The sequence below is a fragment of the Pseudomonas sp. MYb2 genome, assembly GCF_002979955.1.
Classification (GTDB): domain Bacteria; phylum Pseudomonadota; class Gammaproteobacteria; order Pseudomonadales; family Pseudomonadaceae; genus Aquipseudomonas.
Genome location: NZ_PCQC01000003.1, coordinates 112,578 through 130,645, shown reverse-complemented (window position 1 = coordinate 130,645; position 18,068 = coordinate 112,578). Strand labels below are relative to the sequence as shown.

The 18,068-nt window shown below is 59.6% G+C and carries 13 protein-coding genes; 7 read left to right on the top strand and 6 right to left on the bottom strand.

From position 1 onward, the window contains the following. On the top strand, positions 1 to 999 hold the full coding sequence (gene nagZ / locus CQ009_RS05785; RefSeq protein ID WP_177330983.1) for a beta-N-acetylhexosaminidase: 999 nt from the start codon (positions 1 to 3) through the stop codon (positions 997 to 999). A gap of 12 nt (positions 1,000 to 1,011) precedes the next feature. Beyond that, on the top strand, positions 1,012 to 1,755 hold the full coding sequence (locus CQ009_RS05780; RefSeq protein ID WP_064392826.1) for an S-methyl-5'-thioinosine phosphorylase: 744 nt from the start codon (positions 1,012 to 1,014) through the stop codon (positions 1,753 to 1,755). A 133-nt stretch (positions 1,756 to 1,888) separates the two neighbouring features. Here CQ009_RS05780 and CQ009_RS05775 read toward each other — a convergent pair whose 3' ends face one another. The 3 genes from CQ009_RS05775 to mfd are packed head-to-tail and all read right to left on the bottom strand — an operon-like array spanning position 1,889 to position 8,617. Next, positions 1,889 to 4,579 (bottom strand): DEAD/DEAH box helicase, encoded by a 2,691-nt coding sequence (locus tag CQ009_RS05775; protein ID WP_105705166.1) that lies wholly within the window; start codon positions 4,577 to 4,579, stop codon positions 1,889 to 1,891. Between the two features lie 11 nt (positions 4,580 to 4,590). Further along, positions 4,591 to 5,157, bottom strand: coding sequence for a CsiV family protein (locus tag CQ009_RS05770; protein ID WP_105705165.1), 567 nt, complete (start codon positions 5,155 to 5,157; stop codon positions 4,591 to 4,593). 10 nt (positions 5,158 to 5,167) lie between these two features. After that, the gene (mfd, locus tag CQ009_RS05765; RefSeq protein ID WP_105705164.1) at positions 5,168 to 8,617 is read right to left on the bottom strand and encodes a transcription-repair coupling factor; all 3,450 of its coding nucleotides are present in this window, start codon (positions 8,615 to 8,617) and stop codon (positions 5,168 to 5,170) included. A gap of 354 nt (positions 8,618 to 8,971) precedes the next feature. Here mfd and CQ009_RS05760 point away from each other — a divergent pair, with 354 nt between their 5' ends. Next, a complete protein-coding gene (locus tag CQ009_RS05760) occupies positions 8,972 to 10,435 on the top strand; it encodes a glyceraldehyde-3-phosphate dehydrogenase (RefSeq protein WP_105705163.1) in 1,464 nt (487 codons plus the stop codon). A 182-nt stretch (positions 10,436 to 10,617) separates the two neighbouring features. Here the strand turns inward: CQ009_RS05760 and CQ009_RS05750 are convergent, their stop codons facing one another. Continuing rightward, complete coding sequence (locus tag CQ009_RS05750; protein ID WP_064392821.1) at positions 10,618 to 11,919, bottom strand: MFS transporter; 1,302 nt, start codon at positions 11,917 to 11,919, stop codon at positions 10,618 to 10,620. Between the two features lie 89 nt (positions 11,920 to 12,008). Between CQ009_RS05750 and CQ009_RS05745 the strand changes: the two genes are divergently transcribed. Together CQ009_RS05745 and sthA are read left to right on the top strand one after the other, a co-directional pair. Next, a complete protein-coding gene (locus tag CQ009_RS05745; RefSeq protein WP_105705162.1) occupies positions 12,009 to 13,025 on the top strand; it encodes an FAD:protein FMN transferase in 1,017 nt (338 codons plus the stop codon). 197 nt (positions 13,026 to 13,222) lie between these two features. Next, positions 13,223 to 14,617: a Si-specific NAD(P)(+) transhydrogenase gene (gene sthA / locus CQ009_RS05740; protein ID WP_007984277.1), complete on the top strand. Its 1,395-nt coding sequence runs from the start codon at positions 13,223 to 13,225 to the stop codon at positions 14,615 to 14,617. 42 nt (positions 14,618 to 14,659) lie between these two features. Here the strand turns inward: sthA and CQ009_RS05735 are convergent, their stop codons facing one another. Then, a complete protein-coding gene (locus CQ009_RS05735) occupies positions 14,660 to 15,382 on the bottom strand; it encodes a glycerophosphodiester phosphodiesterase family protein (protein WP_008087738.1) in 723 nt (240 codons plus the stop codon). Positions 15,383 to 15,396: 14 nt separating this feature from the next. After that, positions 15,397 to 15,978 (bottom strand): PilZ domain-containing protein, encoded by a 582-nt coding sequence (locus CQ009_RS05730; protein WP_105705161.1) that lies wholly within the window; start codon positions 15,976 to 15,978, stop codon positions 15,397 to 15,399. A 94-nt stretch (positions 15,979 to 16,072) separates the two neighbouring features. Between CQ009_RS05730 and CQ009_RS05725 the strand changes: the two genes are divergently transcribed. Together CQ009_RS05725 and lolD are read left to right on the top strand one after the other, a co-directional pair. Further along, positions 16,073 to 17,323 (top strand): lipoprotein-releasing ABC transporter permease subunit, encoded by a 1,251-nt coding sequence (locus CQ009_RS05725; protein ID WP_105705160.1) that lies wholly within the window; start codon positions 16,073 to 16,075, stop codon positions 17,321 to 17,323. Continuing rightward, positions 17,316 to 18,014 (top strand): lipoprotein-releasing ABC transporter ATP-binding protein LolD, encoded by a 699-nt coding sequence (lolD, locus tag CQ009_RS05720; RefSeq protein WP_007910506.1) that lies wholly within the window; start codon positions 17,316 to 17,318, stop codon positions 18,012 to 18,014. The genes CQ009_RS05725 and lolD overlap by 8 nt, the downstream gene beginning before the upstream one ends. Positions 18,015 to 18,068 lie beyond the last annotated feature (54 nt).

Sequence of the window (18,068 nt, the reverse complement as noted above, 5' to 3'; positions counted from 1 at the left end):
CTGCAAGGCTCGTTGATGGTGGACGTCGCCGGTACCTGGCTGACGGCTGAAGATCGCCAATTGTTGCGTCAGCCCGAAGTGGGCGGTCTGATCATCTTTGCGCGCAACATTGAGCATCCACGCCAGGTGCGTGAGCTCAGCGCCGCGATCCGCGCGATTCGCCCGGATTTGCTGTTGGCCGTGGATCAGGAGGGCGGTCGTGTGCAACGCCTGCGTCAGGGCTTCGTGCGCCTGCCAGCGATGCGCGCCATTGCCGATAATCCTAATGCCGAGTACCTCGCTGAGCAGTGCGGCTGGATCATGGCTACCGAAGTGCTGGCCGTCGGCCTGGACCTGAGTTTCGCCCCTGTGCTCGATCTGGATTACCAGCGCAGCGCCGTCGTCGGCACGCGTTCTTTCGAGGGTGATCCGGAGCGCGCAGCGTTGCTCGCTGGCGCGTTTATTCGCGGTATGAACAGCGCGGGCATGGCGGCCACCGGCAAGCACTTTCCCGGTCATGGCTGGGCCGAAGCCGATTCCCACGTTGCGATCCCGAATGACGAGCGCAGCCTCGACGAAATTCGCGCCAACGACCTCGTGCCCTTCGCCAGACTCAGCAGGCAACTGGCTGCGATCATGCCGGCGCACGTTATCTATCCGCAGGTCGATTCGCAGCCCGCCGGTTTCTCCCGGCGCTGGTTGCAGGACATTCTGCGCGGCGAGTTGCAGTTCGACGGCGTGATCTTCAGCGACGACCTGTCGATGGCTGGCGCCCATGTGGTCGGCGACGCCGCCAGCCGTATCGAAGCCGCGCTGACTGCTGGCTGCGACATGGGTCTGGTGTGCAACGACCGCGCCGCTGCCGAACTGGCTTTGAGCGCTGCGCAACGCATGAAGGTCAAACCTTCCGAGCGCATCGCTCGCATGCGTGGTCAGGCATTCGCCAGCACCGATTACCGTCAGGATCCGCGTTGGCTCACCGCCATCGGCGCGCTCAAAGACGCTCAACTGATCGATTAAGGATTTTTCGCTATGACGGTTTACGCAATCATCGGCGGCACTGGCCTGACCCAGCTCGAAGGCTTGACCATTCGCCAATCGCTGGCGGTGGACACGCCCTACGGCGCGCCGTCGGCCGACGTGCAGATTGGCGAGTACGCCGGCAAGGAAGTGTTGTTCCTCGCCCGTCACGGCCACCCGCATCGCTTCCCGCCGCACAAGGTCAACTACCGTGCCAATCTGTGGGCGTTGAAACAGGCCGGCGCCGAAGCGATCATCGCGGTGAATGCCGTGGGCGGTATTCATTCGGCCATGGGTACCGGGCATTTCTGCGTGCCGCACCAGATCGTCGACTACACCAGCGGCCGTGAGCACACTTTTTTCGCCGATGATCTGGAGCATGTCACCCACATCGACTTCAGCTTTCCTTACAGCGAGCCGTTGCGCCAGCAATTGATTGCTGCGGTGGCCGCTGAAGGCTGCGAGTACAGCGATCAAGGCGTGTATGCCTGCACCCAGGGCCCGCGTCTGGAAACCGTGGCGGAGATAGTGCGTCTTGAACGTGATGGCTGCGACATCGTCGGCATGACCGGTATGCCGGAAGCGGCGCTGGCGCGTGAGCTGGATCTGGATTACGCCTGTCTGGCGCTGGTAGTGAACCCGGCGGCGGGCAAGACCACGGAAGTGATCACCATGGCCGAAATCGAGCAGGCGTTGCATGACGGGATGGGTAAGGTGAAATCGGCGTTGGCGCGGGTGCTCAAGGGCTGCAGCTGACCGAGACCGAGTTGGCCCCATCGCTGGCAAGCCAGCTCCACAGGTATCGAGTTGAATCACAGTTTTGTGTGCGACTCATAAGTCTGTAGGAGCTGGCTTGCCAGCGAAAGCTATCTGACAGGCGACGCAGGTCTCAACGCTTGTCGGACTTATCCGGCAGCGGCGCAAACAGCGCTTCAATATCATCACTCTGCAACTTCCAGTCCCCGGCCTTGCGCCCATCCAGCACGCCCGCCGCCAAGTCGGACTTTTCCTTCTGCAGGTGCTGAATCTTCTCTTCCACCGTGCCCCGCGCGATCATCTTGTAGACGAATACCGGTTTCTCTTGACCGATCCGATAAGCACGGTCGGTTGCCTGATTTTCCGTCGCCGGGTTCCACCACGGATCGTAGTGAATCACCGTATCCGCCTCGGTCAGGTTCAAGCCGACACCGCCAGCCTTCAGGCTGATCAGAAAAATCTGCCGCTTGCCGCTCTGGAATTCCTTCACCGGTGTACGCCGATCGCGGGTCTGGCCGGTCAACAACGCGTAGGAAACGTTACGTTTTTTCAGCTCGTCTTCGATCAATGACAGCATCGAGGTGAACTGCGAAAACAGCAGAATCCGCCGGCCTTCCTCGAACAACTCCTCAAGCATTTCCATCAAACTGTCGAGCTTGCCCGAGGTGCTGCCGCGAGCGGGCAGGGTGGCGTCGTTGACCAGGCGCAAATCACAGCAAACCTGACGCAGCTTCAACAGCGCCTCAAGAATGATGATCTGGCTGCGCGCCACGCCTTTGCGGGTGATCTCGTCGCGGACTTTCTTGTCCATCGCCAGGCGCATGGTTTCGTACACATCGCGTTGCGCTTCGTTGAGATCGACCCAGTGGATGATCTCGGTTTTCGGCGGCAACTCGGTGGCCACCTGTTCCTTGGTGCGGCGCAGTAGAAACGGTTTTATTCGACCGTTAAGGTGCTGAAGTCTGACCTCGCTGCCGCGCTTTTCAATCGGTACACGGTAATCGGCGTTGAAGCTTTTTACGTCGCCGAGCCAGCCTGGCAGCAGGAAGTGAAACAGCGACCACAGTTCACCCAAGTGGTTTTCCAGCGGGGTACCACTCAGGCACAAACGCTGACGCGCGTTCAGCTCGCGCGCGGCTTGAGCGGCTTTGCTGTTCGGATTCTTGATGTACTGCGCCTCATCCAGCACCAATACGTGCAGCGGCTGCTTGGCCAGACGTTCGACGTCCTTGGGCAGCAGCGCGTAGGTGGTGAGGATCAGGTCAAAATCGGCCAGATTATCGAAATGTTTTTTACGAGTGGCGCCGTACAGCGCGACCACTTTCAGCTGCGGGGTGAAGTGCGCCGCCTCATCCAGCCAGTTCGGAATCAGGCTGGTTGGCATCACCACCATGCACGGTCGATCGAGGCGCCCGGCGTTTTTCTCGCTGAGAATATGCGCAAGCGTCTGTAGGGTTTTACCCAGACCCATGTCATCCGCAAGGATCCCGCCAACCTCCAGTTGCCGCAATGATTGCATCCAGCTCAAGCCTTCGAGCTGATAAGGACGCAGCGTCGCATTCAGGCCCTCTGGAGCTTGCGCGCTGAAATCACGAATGTCGCGCAGGCGTTGAGCAAACGTACGAATCTGCTCGCCACCCTCCCAGAGGAGCGGAATGCCTTCCAGTGAGTTCAGGCGTGTGGCGTCGGCCTTGCTCAGGCGCAAAGTGGTTTCGCCCGGTTCCTGCAAATAGAACTCGCCTAGGGTCATCAGCACCGGTTTCAACCGCCCCAGCGGCAACGCCACTTGCAGCGGCCCGTGCTCGCTGTTGCGTTGCGGAATATTGACCAGAATCAGCTCGTCATCGCGACGGCGCGCAAGGCGTTCCGGATTGAGGATTTCCGCGTGCGAGCGCATCAGATTGAGCAGGATCGGCAGCAGACTCAAGCGCTCGCCGTTGACGATGATTCCCAGTTCCAGATCGAACCAGTCACGCTCCGGCGCCTGCTCGACCGTGGCGTACCAGTCATCCACAGCGGTCAGGTCGAAGCCGAACTCTTCGTCGATCTGCAGCTCCCAACCTTGGCTGCGTAGTTTTGGCAGATCGTTGAGGGTAAACGTCAGCCAGGCGCTGTCATTGACCATCTCGTACAGCTCGCCCGCGCTTTCCGGCAGCGCTTTGCTCTGCCGCGTGGCGATACGAAAGCCGAGGATTCTTAACTGTTCGCGGTAGGACTGTTCGACGTCCGGGTGGCGTTTTATCCGCAGTGTCTGGGTTTCCTGGCGGATCAGGATGTCGCTGTTCTTCTGCCCGCTGACGTACTCATCCAGATAGCTGAACGACAACGCCGCGCGGTGCTGAATATAACGCTGCATCTTGCCGTTGCGCGGTTCGAAGGCGCTGAACTCGACGCTGGCCAGCCACAGGCGCGGCAAGGGTTGCACGTTGTCGACCAGCACTTGCGGTGGCGCTTTCGGGCCACGGTTTTCCAGCACGGCTTGGAGCTTCTCCAGTAATTCGGCGTCTTTGGCCGCGGCAGGGTAATCGAGGGTTTCCTGCACTTTCAGCAGGACAGCAGCGCAGTGTTTGCAGTTGCTGCGAACCGGGCAGGTACAGCCGGCATCGACCAGCAGCAAAGTGCCTTTGGCTGACTCGCGAAGATGAATCGTCTGACGGTAAACGTTACCGCCAGAGCCTTCGCAACTGGCGGTGATCGTTGCATCGCCGACCTGGGCGATGCGTACCCGGTTTTCCAGGGCGTAGCGGCGGCCACGCTCCAGGCTCTGTTCCTTGAATCGGCTGACCCAGGAGGGCGCCAACGGTTTACTCAGCGGCGGGTTCATAAGGACTTCGATCAGTCCGGAATCGCTTCAGGCGCTTCCCGTGGCGCAGGTGCGGTCAGGGAAGTGATCTTGATCAGCAGCGCCAGATGGCCGTTATCGAGATAGTTGAGTTGGCCGTTCTTGGTGTGGCTGTCCTGTTTCAGGCGCTCACTGGCGCTGACCAGGCCGTTGGTGTTGATCTTGTTGACCCAGAAATCGGCCGCGACGTCGGTGAAACGCCCGAGCTTCATCTCCAGCGTGCCCTCGATCGGGAACTGGCCGTACTGCTCCTGACCGTCGCTGACCGCGACTTTCGATGGCGCTTCACCGAGGGTTTGCTGCCAGGCTTTGTGCATCAGCACGCTGTAGTCGCCGCTGGCGGTGAGTTTGGTGACAATGTCATTCAGCGCAGGCGTGCGCTGGCTGTCCTCGGCCAGGCGCTGGGCGCCGGCGGCCCAGTCTTCCGGGGCGGCACGGCTGACAATCGCCTGTACAGCGTTCTGGCGAACCAGAATCATCTCGACCTGATACAGGTCATCGGCAAACGCCGTAGGCGCTACCAAGGTGAGTAGCAAAGTCAGCGAGCGAAACAGGCGCATGCGGCGTCCTTCAAACAGTTTTCGGGAGGAGGCGCTCAAACAGCGCCTCTACAGTATTAAAGCGCTCTTCCGGGCGTTCCATCGGCACCTGGAACTTGAACATCGTGGCGCCTTCGAATTTGTAGCGTTTTGGCTGGCTCTGGATCAGTTTGATCAGGGTCATCGGGTCCACTGGCGTCTGTGCTTCGAACTCGATGCGCCCACCTTGCGGCCCGCCATCGACCTTCTTGATGCCCAGTTGCTCAGCCTGCAATTTCAGCGCAGTGATACGCACCAGATTTTTCGTCGGTTCCGGCAGCAGGCCGAAGCGGTCGATCATCTCGACTTGCAGATCCTTCAGGCCTTCCTCGTCGGTGGCCGAAGCAATGCGCTTGTACAGAATCAGACGCGCGTGAACATCCGGCAGATAGTCTTCCGGAATCAGCGCCGGCACTCGCAGGTTGACCTCCGGGCCACCGCCCAGCGGTTGATCGAGGTTCGGTTGCTCGCCCTTGCGGATCGACTTCACCGCGCGTTCGAGCATCTCCATGTACAGCGTGAAGCCCACGGCCTGAATCTGTCCGCTCTGACCATCGCCGAGCAGTTCACCGGCGCCACGGATTTCCAGGTCGTTGGTCGCCAGCACGAAACCGGCGCCGAGATCCTGGGTGTTGGCAATCGCTTCCAGACGCTTTTCCGCGTCCGAAGTGATTTGCTGGCGCGGCGGCGTCAGCAGGTAGGCGTACGCCTGGTGGTGGCTGCGACCGACACGACCGCGCAACTGGTGCAGTTGCGCCAGACCGAACTTGTCGGCGCGTTCGATGATGATGGTGTTGGCGCTTGGCACGTCGATACCGGTCTCGATGATGGTCGAGGCGATCAGCACGTTGAAGCGCTTGTGATAGAAGTCGCTCATCACCTGTTCGAGTTCGCGTTCGCGCATCTGCCCGTGACCGATGCCGATACGCGCTTCCGGCACCAGTTCGGCGAGATCGGCGGCGCATTTTTCGATGGTTTTCACATCGTTGTGCAGGTAGTAAACCTGACCGCCACGCAGCAGTTCGCGGAGCAGGGCCTCTTTGACCGTGCTCTTGTTCTGCTCCATGACGAAGGTGCGCACCGACAGGCGTCGCGCCGGCGGCGTGGCGATGATCGACAGATCGCGCATGCCCGACACCGCCATGTTCAGCGTGCGCGGAATCGGTGTGGCGGTCAGCGTAAGAATGTCGACTTCACTGCGCAGGGCCTTGAGCTGTTCTTTCTGACGCACACCGAAACGGTGTTCTTCGTCGATGATCACCAGCCCGAGGTTTTTGATTTTTACATCGTCGGACAGCAGCTTGTGCGTGCCGATGACAATATCGATCTTGCCTTCCGCCAGATCGGCGATCGCCGCATTGACTTCCTTGGCCGACTTGAAGCGGCTCATCACTTCCACAGTCACCGGCCAGTCGGCGAAGCGGTCGCGGAAGCTGTTGTAGTGCTGCTGGGCGAGCAGGGTGGTCGGCACCAGAATAGCCACCTGGCGACCGCCGTGCACAGCGATGAACGCTGCGCGCATGGCCACTTCGGTCTTGCCGAAACCGACGTCGCCACAGACCAGTCGATCCATTGGCTTCGGCGCGAGCATGTCTTCGCGCACGGCTTCGATGGTCGATTGCTGGTCCGGGGTTTCTTCGAAAGGGAAGCCAGCGCTGAATGTGGCGTAATCGGCTTTCGGGTCGGCAAATGCGTAGCCTTCGCGAGCGGCGCGGCGGGCATAGATGTCGAGCAATTCAGCAGCAACATCGCGCACCTGTTCGGCGGCTTTGCGTTTGGCTTTCTGCCAAACCTCGGAGCCGAGGCGGTGCAGCGGGGCCAGCGCATCGTCGCTGCCGGTGTAACGGGCGATCAGATGCAGGTTGGCCACCGGCACGTAGAGCTTGGCGTTCTCGGCATATTCCAGGGTGAGGAATTCGGCAGCCTGATTGTCGATTTCCAGAATCGTCAGGCCCAGATAGCGGCCGACACCGTGGTCGATGTGCACCACCGGCGCGCCTTCGCGCAGCTCGGTGAGGTTTTTGATCACTGCATCGTTGTTGCCGTCGGCACGCTTCTCGCGGCGGCGACGCTGCATGACGCGTTGGCCGAACAGCGGACTTTCCGCGACCAGTGCCAGCGCAGGATCGTCGAGCATCAGGCCTTCGTCGAGCGGGGCAATGGTGATCGCCAGGCGATCCTTGCTCGCGACGAAGTCCGGCCAGCTGTCGACGGTTTTCGGTCGCAGCTTCAGACGCTCCAGCAACTCCAGCAGCACTTCGCGACGGCCGGCGGATTCGGCGGTGAACAGCACGCGACCGGGGAATTCATCGAGGAAGGCAGAAAGCGCGGCCAGCGGTTGCGTGGCTTTGGCTTCAATCGCCAGATTCGGCAGTGCTTGTGCAGGAAAGCGCTCACGACCGACGCCAGTTTCCACGTCTTGCTGGCTGGCGACCACGCGTGGCCAGCTCTTCAGGCGCGCGAAGCAGTCTTCCACCGGCAGGAACAATTCGGCGGGTGGCAATAAAGGACGCGAAGGATCGACGCGGCGCTCTTCATAACGATTGCGCACGTCGTTCCAGAAATTCTCCGCTGCTTGCTCGATACCCGGCAACGAGAACACCTGGGTGTCCTGCGGCAAATAATCGAACAGCGTCGAGGTTTCGTCGAAGAACAGCGGCAGGTAGTACTCGATACCGGCCGGAGTGATGCCACTGCTCAGATCCTGAAAGATCGGGCAGCGCCGGAAGTCGACGTCGAAACGCTCGCGAAAGCGCGCCTTGAAGCGGGTGACCGCATCTTTCTGCAGCGGAAACTCACGAGCCGGCAACAGCTTTACCGATTCGACCTTGTCGATGGAGCGCTGGTTTTCCGGATCGAAGGTGCGCAGGGTTTCGATTTCGTCGTCGAACAGGTCGATGCGATAGGGCAGCTTGCTGCCCATCGGGAACAGGTCGATCAGCGCGCCGCGTACGGTGAATTCGCCGTGTTCGTACACCGTGTCGACGTAGCGATAGCCGCTGGCTTCAAGCCGCGAGCGCATCTGTTCGACATCGAGTTTCTGCCCGACATCCAGTACCAGACTGCTGCCGAGCAAAAACTTGGTCGGCGCCAGGCGGTGCAACGCCGTGGTGATCGGCACCACCAGCACGCCATGTTCCAGCTCGGGCAGCCTATATAAGCTGGCGATGCGCTGGGAAATGATGTCCTGGTGCGGCGAGAACAGGTCGTACGGCAGGGTTTCCCAGTCGGGGAAATGCAGCACGGGCAAATCCGGGGCGAAGAAACTCAGCTCCTGTTCCAGTCGTTCAGCACTCTGGCTGTCGGCGGTCAGTAGCAGGGTGAAGCGCTTGGCAGCGCTGGCAGCCTCGGCAATCGCCAGGCTGAGGGCAGCACCGGGCAAATTGCCCCAATGCTGTTTACCTGCCTCGGCAGGGAGTTGCGGTAGACGCAGAACGGGCACGGAAGGTTGAGCTCCAGGCTTTGCGACAAAGTCGGTAATTGTAGCGGCGTCCGGTGCCGCCTGTCAGTTGCAGACTACGTCTATCTTCGCTGTTTTGGCGAAATGTAGTGGTAACCATAAAAACGAGCACTTTTTTAGTGGTTATGTAGTGCCGAAATTGGCTCGTGTTACGGAGGGTTACAGACATCGTCTAACAGTCGACGAAAAATTGACTGCGCTGGAAGCCGCGTATTTACTGGGCTGGCGCGAGGCGTTGTTTTTTTGAAAGGAATTTTGTTACCGATTTCGCGACAAGCGCGCATTGCTGAATGAGGTTGTCGGCGGCATAATGTAGCCCCTTTTTTCTGCCCCTACATGTGGAAGGTTACCGTGACTCAGAAGCCCGACCAGTGTCTTGGTGAATGGATCGACCGTGAAGCACTCGCAGAAGCGATGATTCCGCTTATCGGTCAGCTCTACCGCAATAACAACGTGGTGAGCTCGATCTATGGCCGCAGCCTGATCAACCAGTCTGTCATCGCGATTCTCAAAGCTCACCGCTTTGCTCGCCACCGTTCTTCCGACGACAGCGAACTCTCCGTCCACGAAACATTCCCACTGCTCAAAGCCATGAGCGAGCTCAAGCTCGGCGCGGCTTCGGTAGATCTGGGCAAGTTGGCGTTCAAATTCCGTAACGAAGGCAATGGCCGCAGCGCCGAGCAATTCGTTCGTGAAGAAATGGCTGACGTGGTTGGCCAGCAAAACGCTTCCGCACGTAAAGGCACCGACGTTGTGCTGTACGGCTTCGGTCGTATCGGCCGTCTGCTGGCGCGCATCCTGATCGAGAAAACCGGTGGTGGCGACGGTCTGCGTCTGCGTGCCATCGTCGTGCGCAAAGGCGCCGAAAACGACCTGACCAAACGCGCCAGCCTGCTGCGTCGCGATTCGGTACACGGTTCGTTCAACGGCACCATTACCATCGACGAAGAAAACAACACCATCACCGCCAACGGTAACCTGATCCAGGTGATCTACGCGAAGAACCCGACTGAAGTGGATTACACCCAGTACGGCATCAAAGACGCGCTGCTGGTGGACAACACCGGTGTATGGCGTGACGCCGATGGCCTCGGTCAGCACCTGGCGTGCCCGGGTATCGACCGCGTAGTTCTGACCGCGCCTGGCAAAGGCAAGCTGAAGAACATCGTTCACGGTATCAACCACAGCGAAATCACCGCTGAAGACAAGATCGTGTCCGCCGCTTCCTGCACCACCAACGCCATCGTGCCGGTGCTGAAAGCGGTGAATGACAAGTTCGGCATCATCAACGGTCACGTCGAAACCGTTCACTCGTACACCAACGACCAGAACCTGATCGACAACTTCCACAAGGGCGATCGCCGTGGCCGTAGCGCTGCGCTGAACATGGTCATCACCGAGACCGGTGCTGCCACCGCTGCTGCCAAGGCCCTGCCTGAGCTGGCCGGCAAGCTGACCGGTAACGCGATCCGTGTTCCGACGCCGAACGTGTCGATGGCCATTCTCAACCTCAACCTTGAGAAAGCCGCCACCCGTGAAGAGATGAACGAGTACCTGCGCTACATGGCGCTGCACTCCGATCTGCACAAGCAAATCGACTTCGTCAATTCGCAGGAAGTGGTTTCGACCGACTTCGTTGGCTCGCGCCACGCCGGTGTAGTCGACGCTGAAGCGACCATCGTTCAGGATAACCGCGTTGTTCTGTACGTCTGGTACGACAACGAGTTCGGTTACAGCTGCCAGGTGGTTCGCGTGATGGAAGACATGGCTGATGTGAATCCGCCAGCGTTCCCGCGCTAAGCGATAGCTGCACATGAAAACGCCCCGACCTTGGTCGGGGCGTTTTTTTATGCCTGCTAAATCTCGATTGACTGTTGCGGCCTCATCGCTGGCAAGCCAGCTCCCACAGGGTCTTGGGGTGTGAATGCAATTGTGTAACCGCCAAATAAACTTGTGGGAGCTGGCTTGCCAGCGATGGCGTCCTATCGGGCGCCGCCGGGTATGGCCGCTTGCGCAGTGCGCAACTCATGCTTGTTGCCCCGGAACAACACCAATGTCGCCAACAGCCCCAACACCGCCGCACCACTCAGCCAGATCCCCGGTGCTGCCTTGTTATCCAGCACATGAATCAGATACGTACACGCCGCCGGGGTAAACCCGCCGAACGTCGCTGTCGCCAGGCTGTAAGCCAGCGAGAACCCGGTCGTACGCACTTCCACCGGCATGATCTCGGTCAGCGCCACCACCATCGCGCCGTTGTACGAGCCGTACAGGAACGACAACCACAGCTCGACAATCAGCAAATGACTGAAGCTCGGATTTGCCACCAACCACGACAGCGCAGGATAGGCGGTAAGAATCGCCAGAATCGTCGCCGCAAGCAGTAGGGGCTTTCTCCCGATTTTATCGGACACCGCACCCATCACCGGCAACCAGAAAAAGTTCGACAGGCCGATGCACACCGTCACCAGCAGCGCATCGAGATCCGACAGATGCAGCTCAGCCTTGCCGAAGGTCGGGGTGTAAGCGGTGATCAGATAGAAGGACACGGTGGTCATCACCACCAGCGCCATGCCGGCGATGACGATGCCAAAGTTCTGACCGATCGAGCGGACAATTTCCCGCAGGGTAGGGCGATGTTTCCGCGCCTGGAATTCCGGGGTTTCTTCCAGTGAGCGACGAATGACAAAGATCACCGGCACAATCATGCAGCCGATCAGGAACGGCACGCGCCAGCCCCAATCACCCATTTGTTCCGGGCTTAGCCAGTGATTGAGGCCGACGCCGAGCAGGCCGGCGAAGACGACCGCCGCTTGCTGGCTCGCGGATTGCCAACTGACGAAAAAGCCCTTGCGACCCGGGGTGGCAATTTCTGCCAGATACACCGACACGCCACCGAGTTCGACGCCCGCCGAGAAACCTTGCAGCAGTCGGCCGAACAGAACGAGCAAAGGTGCGGCGACACCGAGGGTGGCATAACCCGGAACGCAGGCAATCAGCACCGTACCGGCAGCCATCAACGCCAGCGTGATGATCAAGCCTTGGCGGCGGCCATGACGGTCAATGTAGGCGCCGAGGAAAATCGCCCCCAGTGGGCGCATCAGGAAGCCAGCGCCAAAAGTCGCCAGTGAAAGCATCAGCGAGGCGAAGGCGCTGTCGGTGGGAAAGAACGTTTTAGCGATGGCCGTGGCATAAAAGCCGTAGACCATAAAGTCGAACATTTCGAGGAAATTGCCGCTGACAACGCGAAAGATCGCTTTGCCTTTGCCCGTGGTGGAGGACATGGTCAGGTCTCACTATTGGATTTTGTATAAAGATGTTGCAGATCCTTTAATTCATAATGGCCGTCGCGGTTTTACGGAGAGATGAATAATTGTTCACTGGACGGTTGCTTGGGCTCGTGATTCTTGCGGGCATATTGGCTGGCTGCGGCAATGGCGATTCCACGGAAGGTTTCGGTGGGCCGACCATGGGCAGCACGTACTCGATCAAGTACGTGCGCCACGCCGGCATGCCTGACGCGACGCAGGTTCGCCGTGAAGTGGAGAGCATCCTTGGCGAAGTCGATCGGCAGTTATCGACTTATCGCAATGATTCGGACATCGAGCGCTTCAACGCTTTGCCCGCGAACAGCTGTCAGAAAATGCCTGCCTCGGTGCTGGAATTGGTCCTTGTGGGCGAGCAACTGTCAGCGCAAAGCGAAGGTTCTTACGATCTCACCGTGGAGCCGCTGATGAATCTCTGGGGCTTCGGCCCGCAAGGGCGCGAAGAGAAAGTCCCTGACGCCGAGGCACAGGCTGAGGTGATGTCGCGCATTGGTCATCAGCACTTGCACGCCAATGGCGATCAGTTGTGCAAAGACGCCGCCGTCGAAGTCGACTTCAACAGCATTGCTGCCGGTTATGCCGTCGACACTATCGCGGCGAGGCTCGACGCCATGGGCATTCAAGACTACTTGGTCGAAGCCACCGGTGAATTGAAGGCCAAAGGCAAAAAACTCGACGGCTCACCCTGGCGCATCGCTTTGGAAGAACCCCGTGATGATCAACAGGTCGTCGAACGCGTCATTAATGTCGATGGCTACGGCGTCTCCACGTCCGGCGACTATCGCAACTATTTCCTGCAGGATGGCCGGCGTTATTCCCACACCTTTGATGCGCGCAGCGGTGCACCCGTCCTACACGACCTGGCGTCAGTCACAGTGATTCATCCTTCAGCGTTGATGGCCGATGGACTATCGACGCTGTTGCTGATTCTTGGCCCGGAAAGGGCGTGGGACTATGCCGAAAAACATGACATTGGTGCATTCTTCGTCATTCGTGCCGATACAGGTTTTGTCGTCCGCACCAACAAGGCTTTCGAACGCCTCAGTGGCGAAAAAACTGACTGAGAACAATACGAAAGCTGGCGTTGTAGTGCAGGCAAAAGTAGCCTACGACGCGACCAAGGGTTAATGTGCGCGGCGTTGACGCTTCTATAGACTGTGTCCGGGTTCTTGATTGACCCCCAATTGTTCCTTCGCGCCGCTGTTCGGCGTGATTTAGCCGTAGGTGCTGCTGGCACCGCGGCCTGTTCTGAGGAGTACGCATGGCTGTCTACAACTACGACGTGGTGGTGCTGGGTTCCGGCCCGGCGGGAGAAGGCGCGGCAATGAACGCCGCCAAAGCAGGGCGCAAGGTCGCGATGGTCGACAGCCGTCGCCAGGTCGGCGGCAACTGCACCCACCTCGGTACCATCCCGTCCAAGGCACTGCGTCACTCGGTGCGGCAGATCATGCAGTTCAACACCAATCCGATGTTCCGTGCGATCGGCGAGCCACGCTGGTTCTCCTTCCCGGACGTGTTGAAAAGCGCCGAGAAGGTCATTTCCAAACAAGTTGCTTCGCGCACCGGGTACTACGCCCGTAACCGCGTCGACGTGTTCTTCGGTACCGGCAGCTTCGCTGACGAGCAAACCATCGAAGTGGTCTGCGCCAATGGCGTGGTCGAGAAACTGGTGGCCAAGCACATCATCATCGCCACCGGTTCGCGTCCTTATCGCCCGGCGGACATCGATTTCCACCACCCGCGTATCTACGATAGCGACACCATCCTCAGCCTCGGCCACACCCCGCGCAAACTGATCGTTTACGGCGCCGGCGTGATCGGTTGCGAGTATGCGTCGATCTTCAGTGGTCTGGGTGTATTGGTTGAGCTGGTCGATAACCGTGGCCAGTTGCTGAGCTTCCTCGACTCGGAAATCTCCCAGGCGTTGAGCTACCACTTCAGCAACAACAACATCACTGTGCGCCACAACGAAGATTACGATCGCGTTGAAGGTGTCGATAACGGCGTGATCCTGCACCTGAAGTCGGGCAAGAAGATCAAGGCCGACGCCTTGCTCTGGTGCAACGGCCGTACCGGTAACACCGATCAATTGGGTCTGGAAAACATCGGCGTCAAGGTCAACAGCCGTGGCCAGATCGAAGTCGACGAGGCTTACCGCACCTGCGTACCGAACATCTATGGTGCCGGTGACGTGATCGGCTGGCCGAGCCTGGCCAGTGCTGCCCACGACCAGGGCCGTTCGGCCGCTGGCAGCATCGTTGATAACGGTAGCTGGCGTTTCGTGAATGACGTGCCGACCGGCATCTACACGATTCCGGAGATCAGTTCGATCGGCAAGAACGAGCAGGAACTGACCCAGGCCAAAGTGCCCTACGAAGTCGGCAAGGCGTTCTTCAAGAGCATGGCGCGTGCGCAGATCGCCGGCGAGCCGCAAGGCATGCTGAAGATCCTGTTCCACCGTGAAACCCTGGAAGTGCTGGGCGTTCACTGCTTCGGTTATCAGGCGTCGGAGATCGTCCACATCGGTCAGGCGATCATGAACCAGCCGGGCGAGCTGAACACGCTGAAGTACTTCGTCAACACCACGTTCAACTACCCGACCATGGCCGAAGCCTATCGGGTAGCAGCGTACGACGGCCTCAACCGGCTTTTTTGACGGGCTCCGGCCGGTGGCCTGAGCCGGCCGGGGAGACCGATTTCAGCAATTCTCGAGGGTGGCAGTGGCCAAACCGGGAAAGTCTGTAATCAGGCTGTCAACGCCGAAGTCGGCGAGCCTGCGCATCAGCGCAGGTTCGTTGACGGTCCACACCGACACATGCAGCCCCTGACGCTGCGCCTTCTGCAGGCGTTCCGGCGTACACAGGGTCCAGTTCAACGCGAGAATCTCACAGCCATAACTGGCCGCGACCTTCAACGGATCGAGCCAGGCGTATTCGGCGACCAACCCCCGCGACACATCCGGCACCAGATCCAGCGCCGCTTTCAGCACTTCCCGCGAACTCGAAGTGATGGTCACCTTGTCGAGCAGGCCGTGGCGCTGAGCCATTTCACGAATCGCCAACACCGTGGTTGCGGCGCGAGTACGCGAAGCGCTTTTCACTTCGAGCTGCCAGTGCTCGAAATCACACTGCTCGAACAATTCTTCCAGCGTCGGAATCGGGCACGGCTTGATCCAGCCCGGGCCACCCTTGCGCGCGTCGTAGGTGACCAGTTCGGCGGCGGTGTGCTCGACGACCTTGCCACGGCGGTCCGTGGTGCGTTTGAGGGTCGGGTCGTGGATGACCATCAACTCGCCGTCCTTGGACAGGTGCAGATCGAGTTCGCAACGGCGCACGCCGTGCTTGAGACATTCCTGAAAGCTGCTCAGGGTGTTTTCCGGTGCTTCGCCCTTGGCGCCGCGGTGGCCGTAGATGAGGGTCACGGTTCTTCCTTAAATTAAATGCCTGATTCGTTCTGTTCGCGGGCCAGACGTCGTTCCTGGGCCTGCTTCTGCAAGATATAGCGGGCGAGCAACTGGCGCTGGGCATCGGTCAAGTGTTCGAACTCGGTGCCGACGTCATAACCCTCGCCCTTGCGGTCGCAATGGGTGACACGGGCGCGCAGCAACAGGCCGAGCGCTTGCGGCATCAGCACCAGTTTCACCGACAGGTGTGCACCGGTGGCAATCGGCGTCGGGTACTGAAAGTCGATCCCGCCTTCGGAGATGATCACCGATTGCGGCTCGCCGATATGGCCGAGCACGGTCAGGGCGACCACCTGACTGAGCAGGTCAATGCGCTTGTTCTGCGATTTCAGGAACGCGGCGATGGCCCGATCGCGCTCGCTGATCTGGCGCAACAGGTGCTGCGACTCGAATTCGCTCAGGTGCAGTTCGCTGAGCAGGTTGAACAGTGGGGAAGCATCCTGCAACACTTCCTGGCCTGCGGCTTCGGGAGCGGACAGGGGCCGAATTTCCAGTGCGATCGTGTCCTCGATACGGTAGTATTCGCGGCGATCTTCTTCATCTAATGTCGACATGGCGAACCCATGGTAGCGGCGGTGGTCTGAGTGTAAAGCTGGTTATCGACCCCCGCCACAAGGACGTTCCTTTTCCCTCCGAACAAGCCCCGACATGTTCAGACCTCTCTTCGTATTTATCGGCACGCGTTATACCCGTGCAAAGCGTCGCAATCATTTTGTGTCATTCATTTCCCTGACTTCGATGATCGGGCTCGCCCTTGGCGTGGTCGTGATGATCGTCGTGCTGTCGGTGATGAATGGCTTCGATCATGAGATGCGCACCCGCGTGCTGGGCATGGTGCCCCACGCGACCATTGAATCCACTGAACCGATCAACGATTGGCAAAGCCTGGCCACCAAGGTCAAGCAGAACCCGCAGGTGACGGCGGTTGCGCCGTTCACCCAGATGCAGGGCCTGCTGACCAATAACGGTCAGGTGTCCAAGGTGTTGCTCAATGCCATCGACCCGGCGCTGGAGCGCAACGTGTCGATCATCGACAACTTCATGAAGCAGGGCAAACTCGACGATCTGACGCCGGGCAGCTTCGGCATCGTCATCGGCGACAAGGCGGCGACCAAGCTCGGCGTCGGCATTGGTGACAAGGTCACCTTCGTCGCACCGGAGGTCAGCCTGACCCCGGCCGGCATGTTCCCGCGCATGAAGCGCTTCACCGTGGTCGGCATTTTCCATGTCGGCGCTGGCGAACTCGATGGCTATCTGGGCGTCACCAACCTGCAGGATCTGGCGAAGATGCACCGCTGGAAGCCTGATCAGGTACAGGGCATCCGCCTGAAGTTCGACGACTTGTTCCAGGCACCGCGCGTTGCATGGAACATCGCCCAGCAACTCGGCGAAGACCATTACTACGCCCGCGACTGGACGCGCACCCACGGCAATCTGTATCAGGCGATCCGCATGGAAAAAGCCATGATCGGCCTGCTGTTGTTGCTGATCGTTGCCGTGGCTGCGTTCAACATCATTTCCACGCTGGTGATGGTGGTCAACGACAAGAAGGGCGACATCGCCATTCTGCGCACCTTGGGCGCGACGCCGGGCACGATCATGCGCACGTTCATGGTGCAAGGCACGGTGATCGGTGTGGTCGGCACGGCGATTGGTGCGGTAGTCGGCATTTTTGCGGCGCTTAATGTCAGCCCTGCGATCTCGGCACTGGAAGGCCTGATCGGCCACAAATTCCTTAATGCTGACGTGTATTTCATTGATTATCTTCCGTCGCAGGTGCAGAGCCAGGATGTGATCATGGTCTGCGCTGCTGCGTTGGTCCTGAGTTTCCTCGCCACCCTGTATCCAGCCTGGCGTGCCGCGCGCACCCAGCCGGCGGAGGCGCTACGTTATGAGTGAGTCGGGCATGAGTGAACAAGCAATCCTGAGCTGCCGCAACCTGGGCAAATCCTATGAAGAAGGCCCGGAATCGGTAGAAGTACTGGCTGGCCTGCAACTGGAGTTGCACCCTGGCGAACGTGTGGCGATCGTCGGCACCTCGGGTTCGGGCAAAAGTACTTTGCTCAACCTGCTCGGCGGCCTCGATACGCCAACCAAGGGCAGCGTCTGGCTCGACGGTGAAGAACTGTCGGCGCTGAGCGAGAAGAAGCGTGGCCTGCTGCGTAACCGTGCGCTCGGTTTCGTTTACCAGTTCCACCACTTGCTGCCGGAATTCACCGCGCTGGAAAACGTCTGCATGCCGCTGCTGATCGGCAAGACGCCGATCCCGGAAGCCCGTCAGCGCGCCACGGCATTGCTGGAACGCGTCGGCCTCGGCCATCGTCTGGAGCACAAACCGGCGGAACTGTCCGGTGGCGAGCGTCAACGTGTGGCGATTGCCCGCGCCTTGGTCAACAAGCCAGGCCTGGTGATGCTCGACGAGCCAACCGGCAACCTCGACTCCCACACCGCCCAGGGCATTCAGGATTTGATGCTGGAACTCAGCACCTCGATGCGCACCGCGTTTCTGGTAGTGACTCACGACATGAACCTGGCCCGCCAGATGGATCGCGTATTGCACCTGCAAGAAGGCTGCCTGACGCCCATCTGATTGGCTGAAACCCGGCGCCTGCAAAGGTGTCGGGTCTTTTATTTTTATACGGTG

What these genes read in the sequence shown, in the direction of transcription:
- CQ009_RS05775 (WP_105705166.1), bottom strand. Translation starts at nt 4,579, where the DNA reads ATGAACCCGCCGCTGAGTAAACCGTTGGCGCCCTCCTGGGTCAGCCGA.
- CQ009_RS05770 (WP_105705165.1), bottom strand. Translation starts at nt 5,157, where the DNA reads ATGCGCCTGTTTCGCTCGCTGACTTTGCTACTCACCTTGGTAGCGCCT.
- CQ009_RS05750 (WP_064392821.1), bottom strand. Translation starts at nt 11,919, where the DNA reads ATGTCCTCCACCACGGGCAAAGGCAAAGCGATCTTTCGCGTTGTCAGC.
- CQ009_RS05760 (WP_105705163.1), top strand. Translation starts at nt 8,972, where the DNA reads ATGTGGAAGGTTACCGTGACTCAGAAGCCCGACCAGTGTCTTGGTGAA.
- CQ009_RS05780 (WP_064392826.1), top strand. Translation starts at nt 1,012, where the DNA reads ATGACGGTTTACGCAATCATCGGCGGCACTGGCCTGACCCAGCTCGAA.
- CQ009_RS05730 (WP_105705161.1), bottom strand. Translation starts at nt 15,978, where the DNA reads ATGTCGACATTAGATGAAGAAGATCGCCGCGAATACTACCGTATCGAG.
- CQ009_RS05725 (WP_105705160.1), top strand. Translation starts at nt 16,073, where the DNA reads ATGTTCAGACCTCTCTTCGTATTTATCGGCACGCGTTATACCCGTGCA.
- sthA (WP_007984277.1), top strand. Translation starts at nt 13,223, where the DNA reads ATGGCTGTCTACAACTACGACGTGGTGGTGCTGGGTTCCGGCCCGGCG.
- lolD (WP_007910506.1), top strand. Translation starts at nt 17,316, where the DNA reads ATGAGTGAGTCGGGCATGAGTGAACAAGCAATCCTGAGCTGCCGCAAC.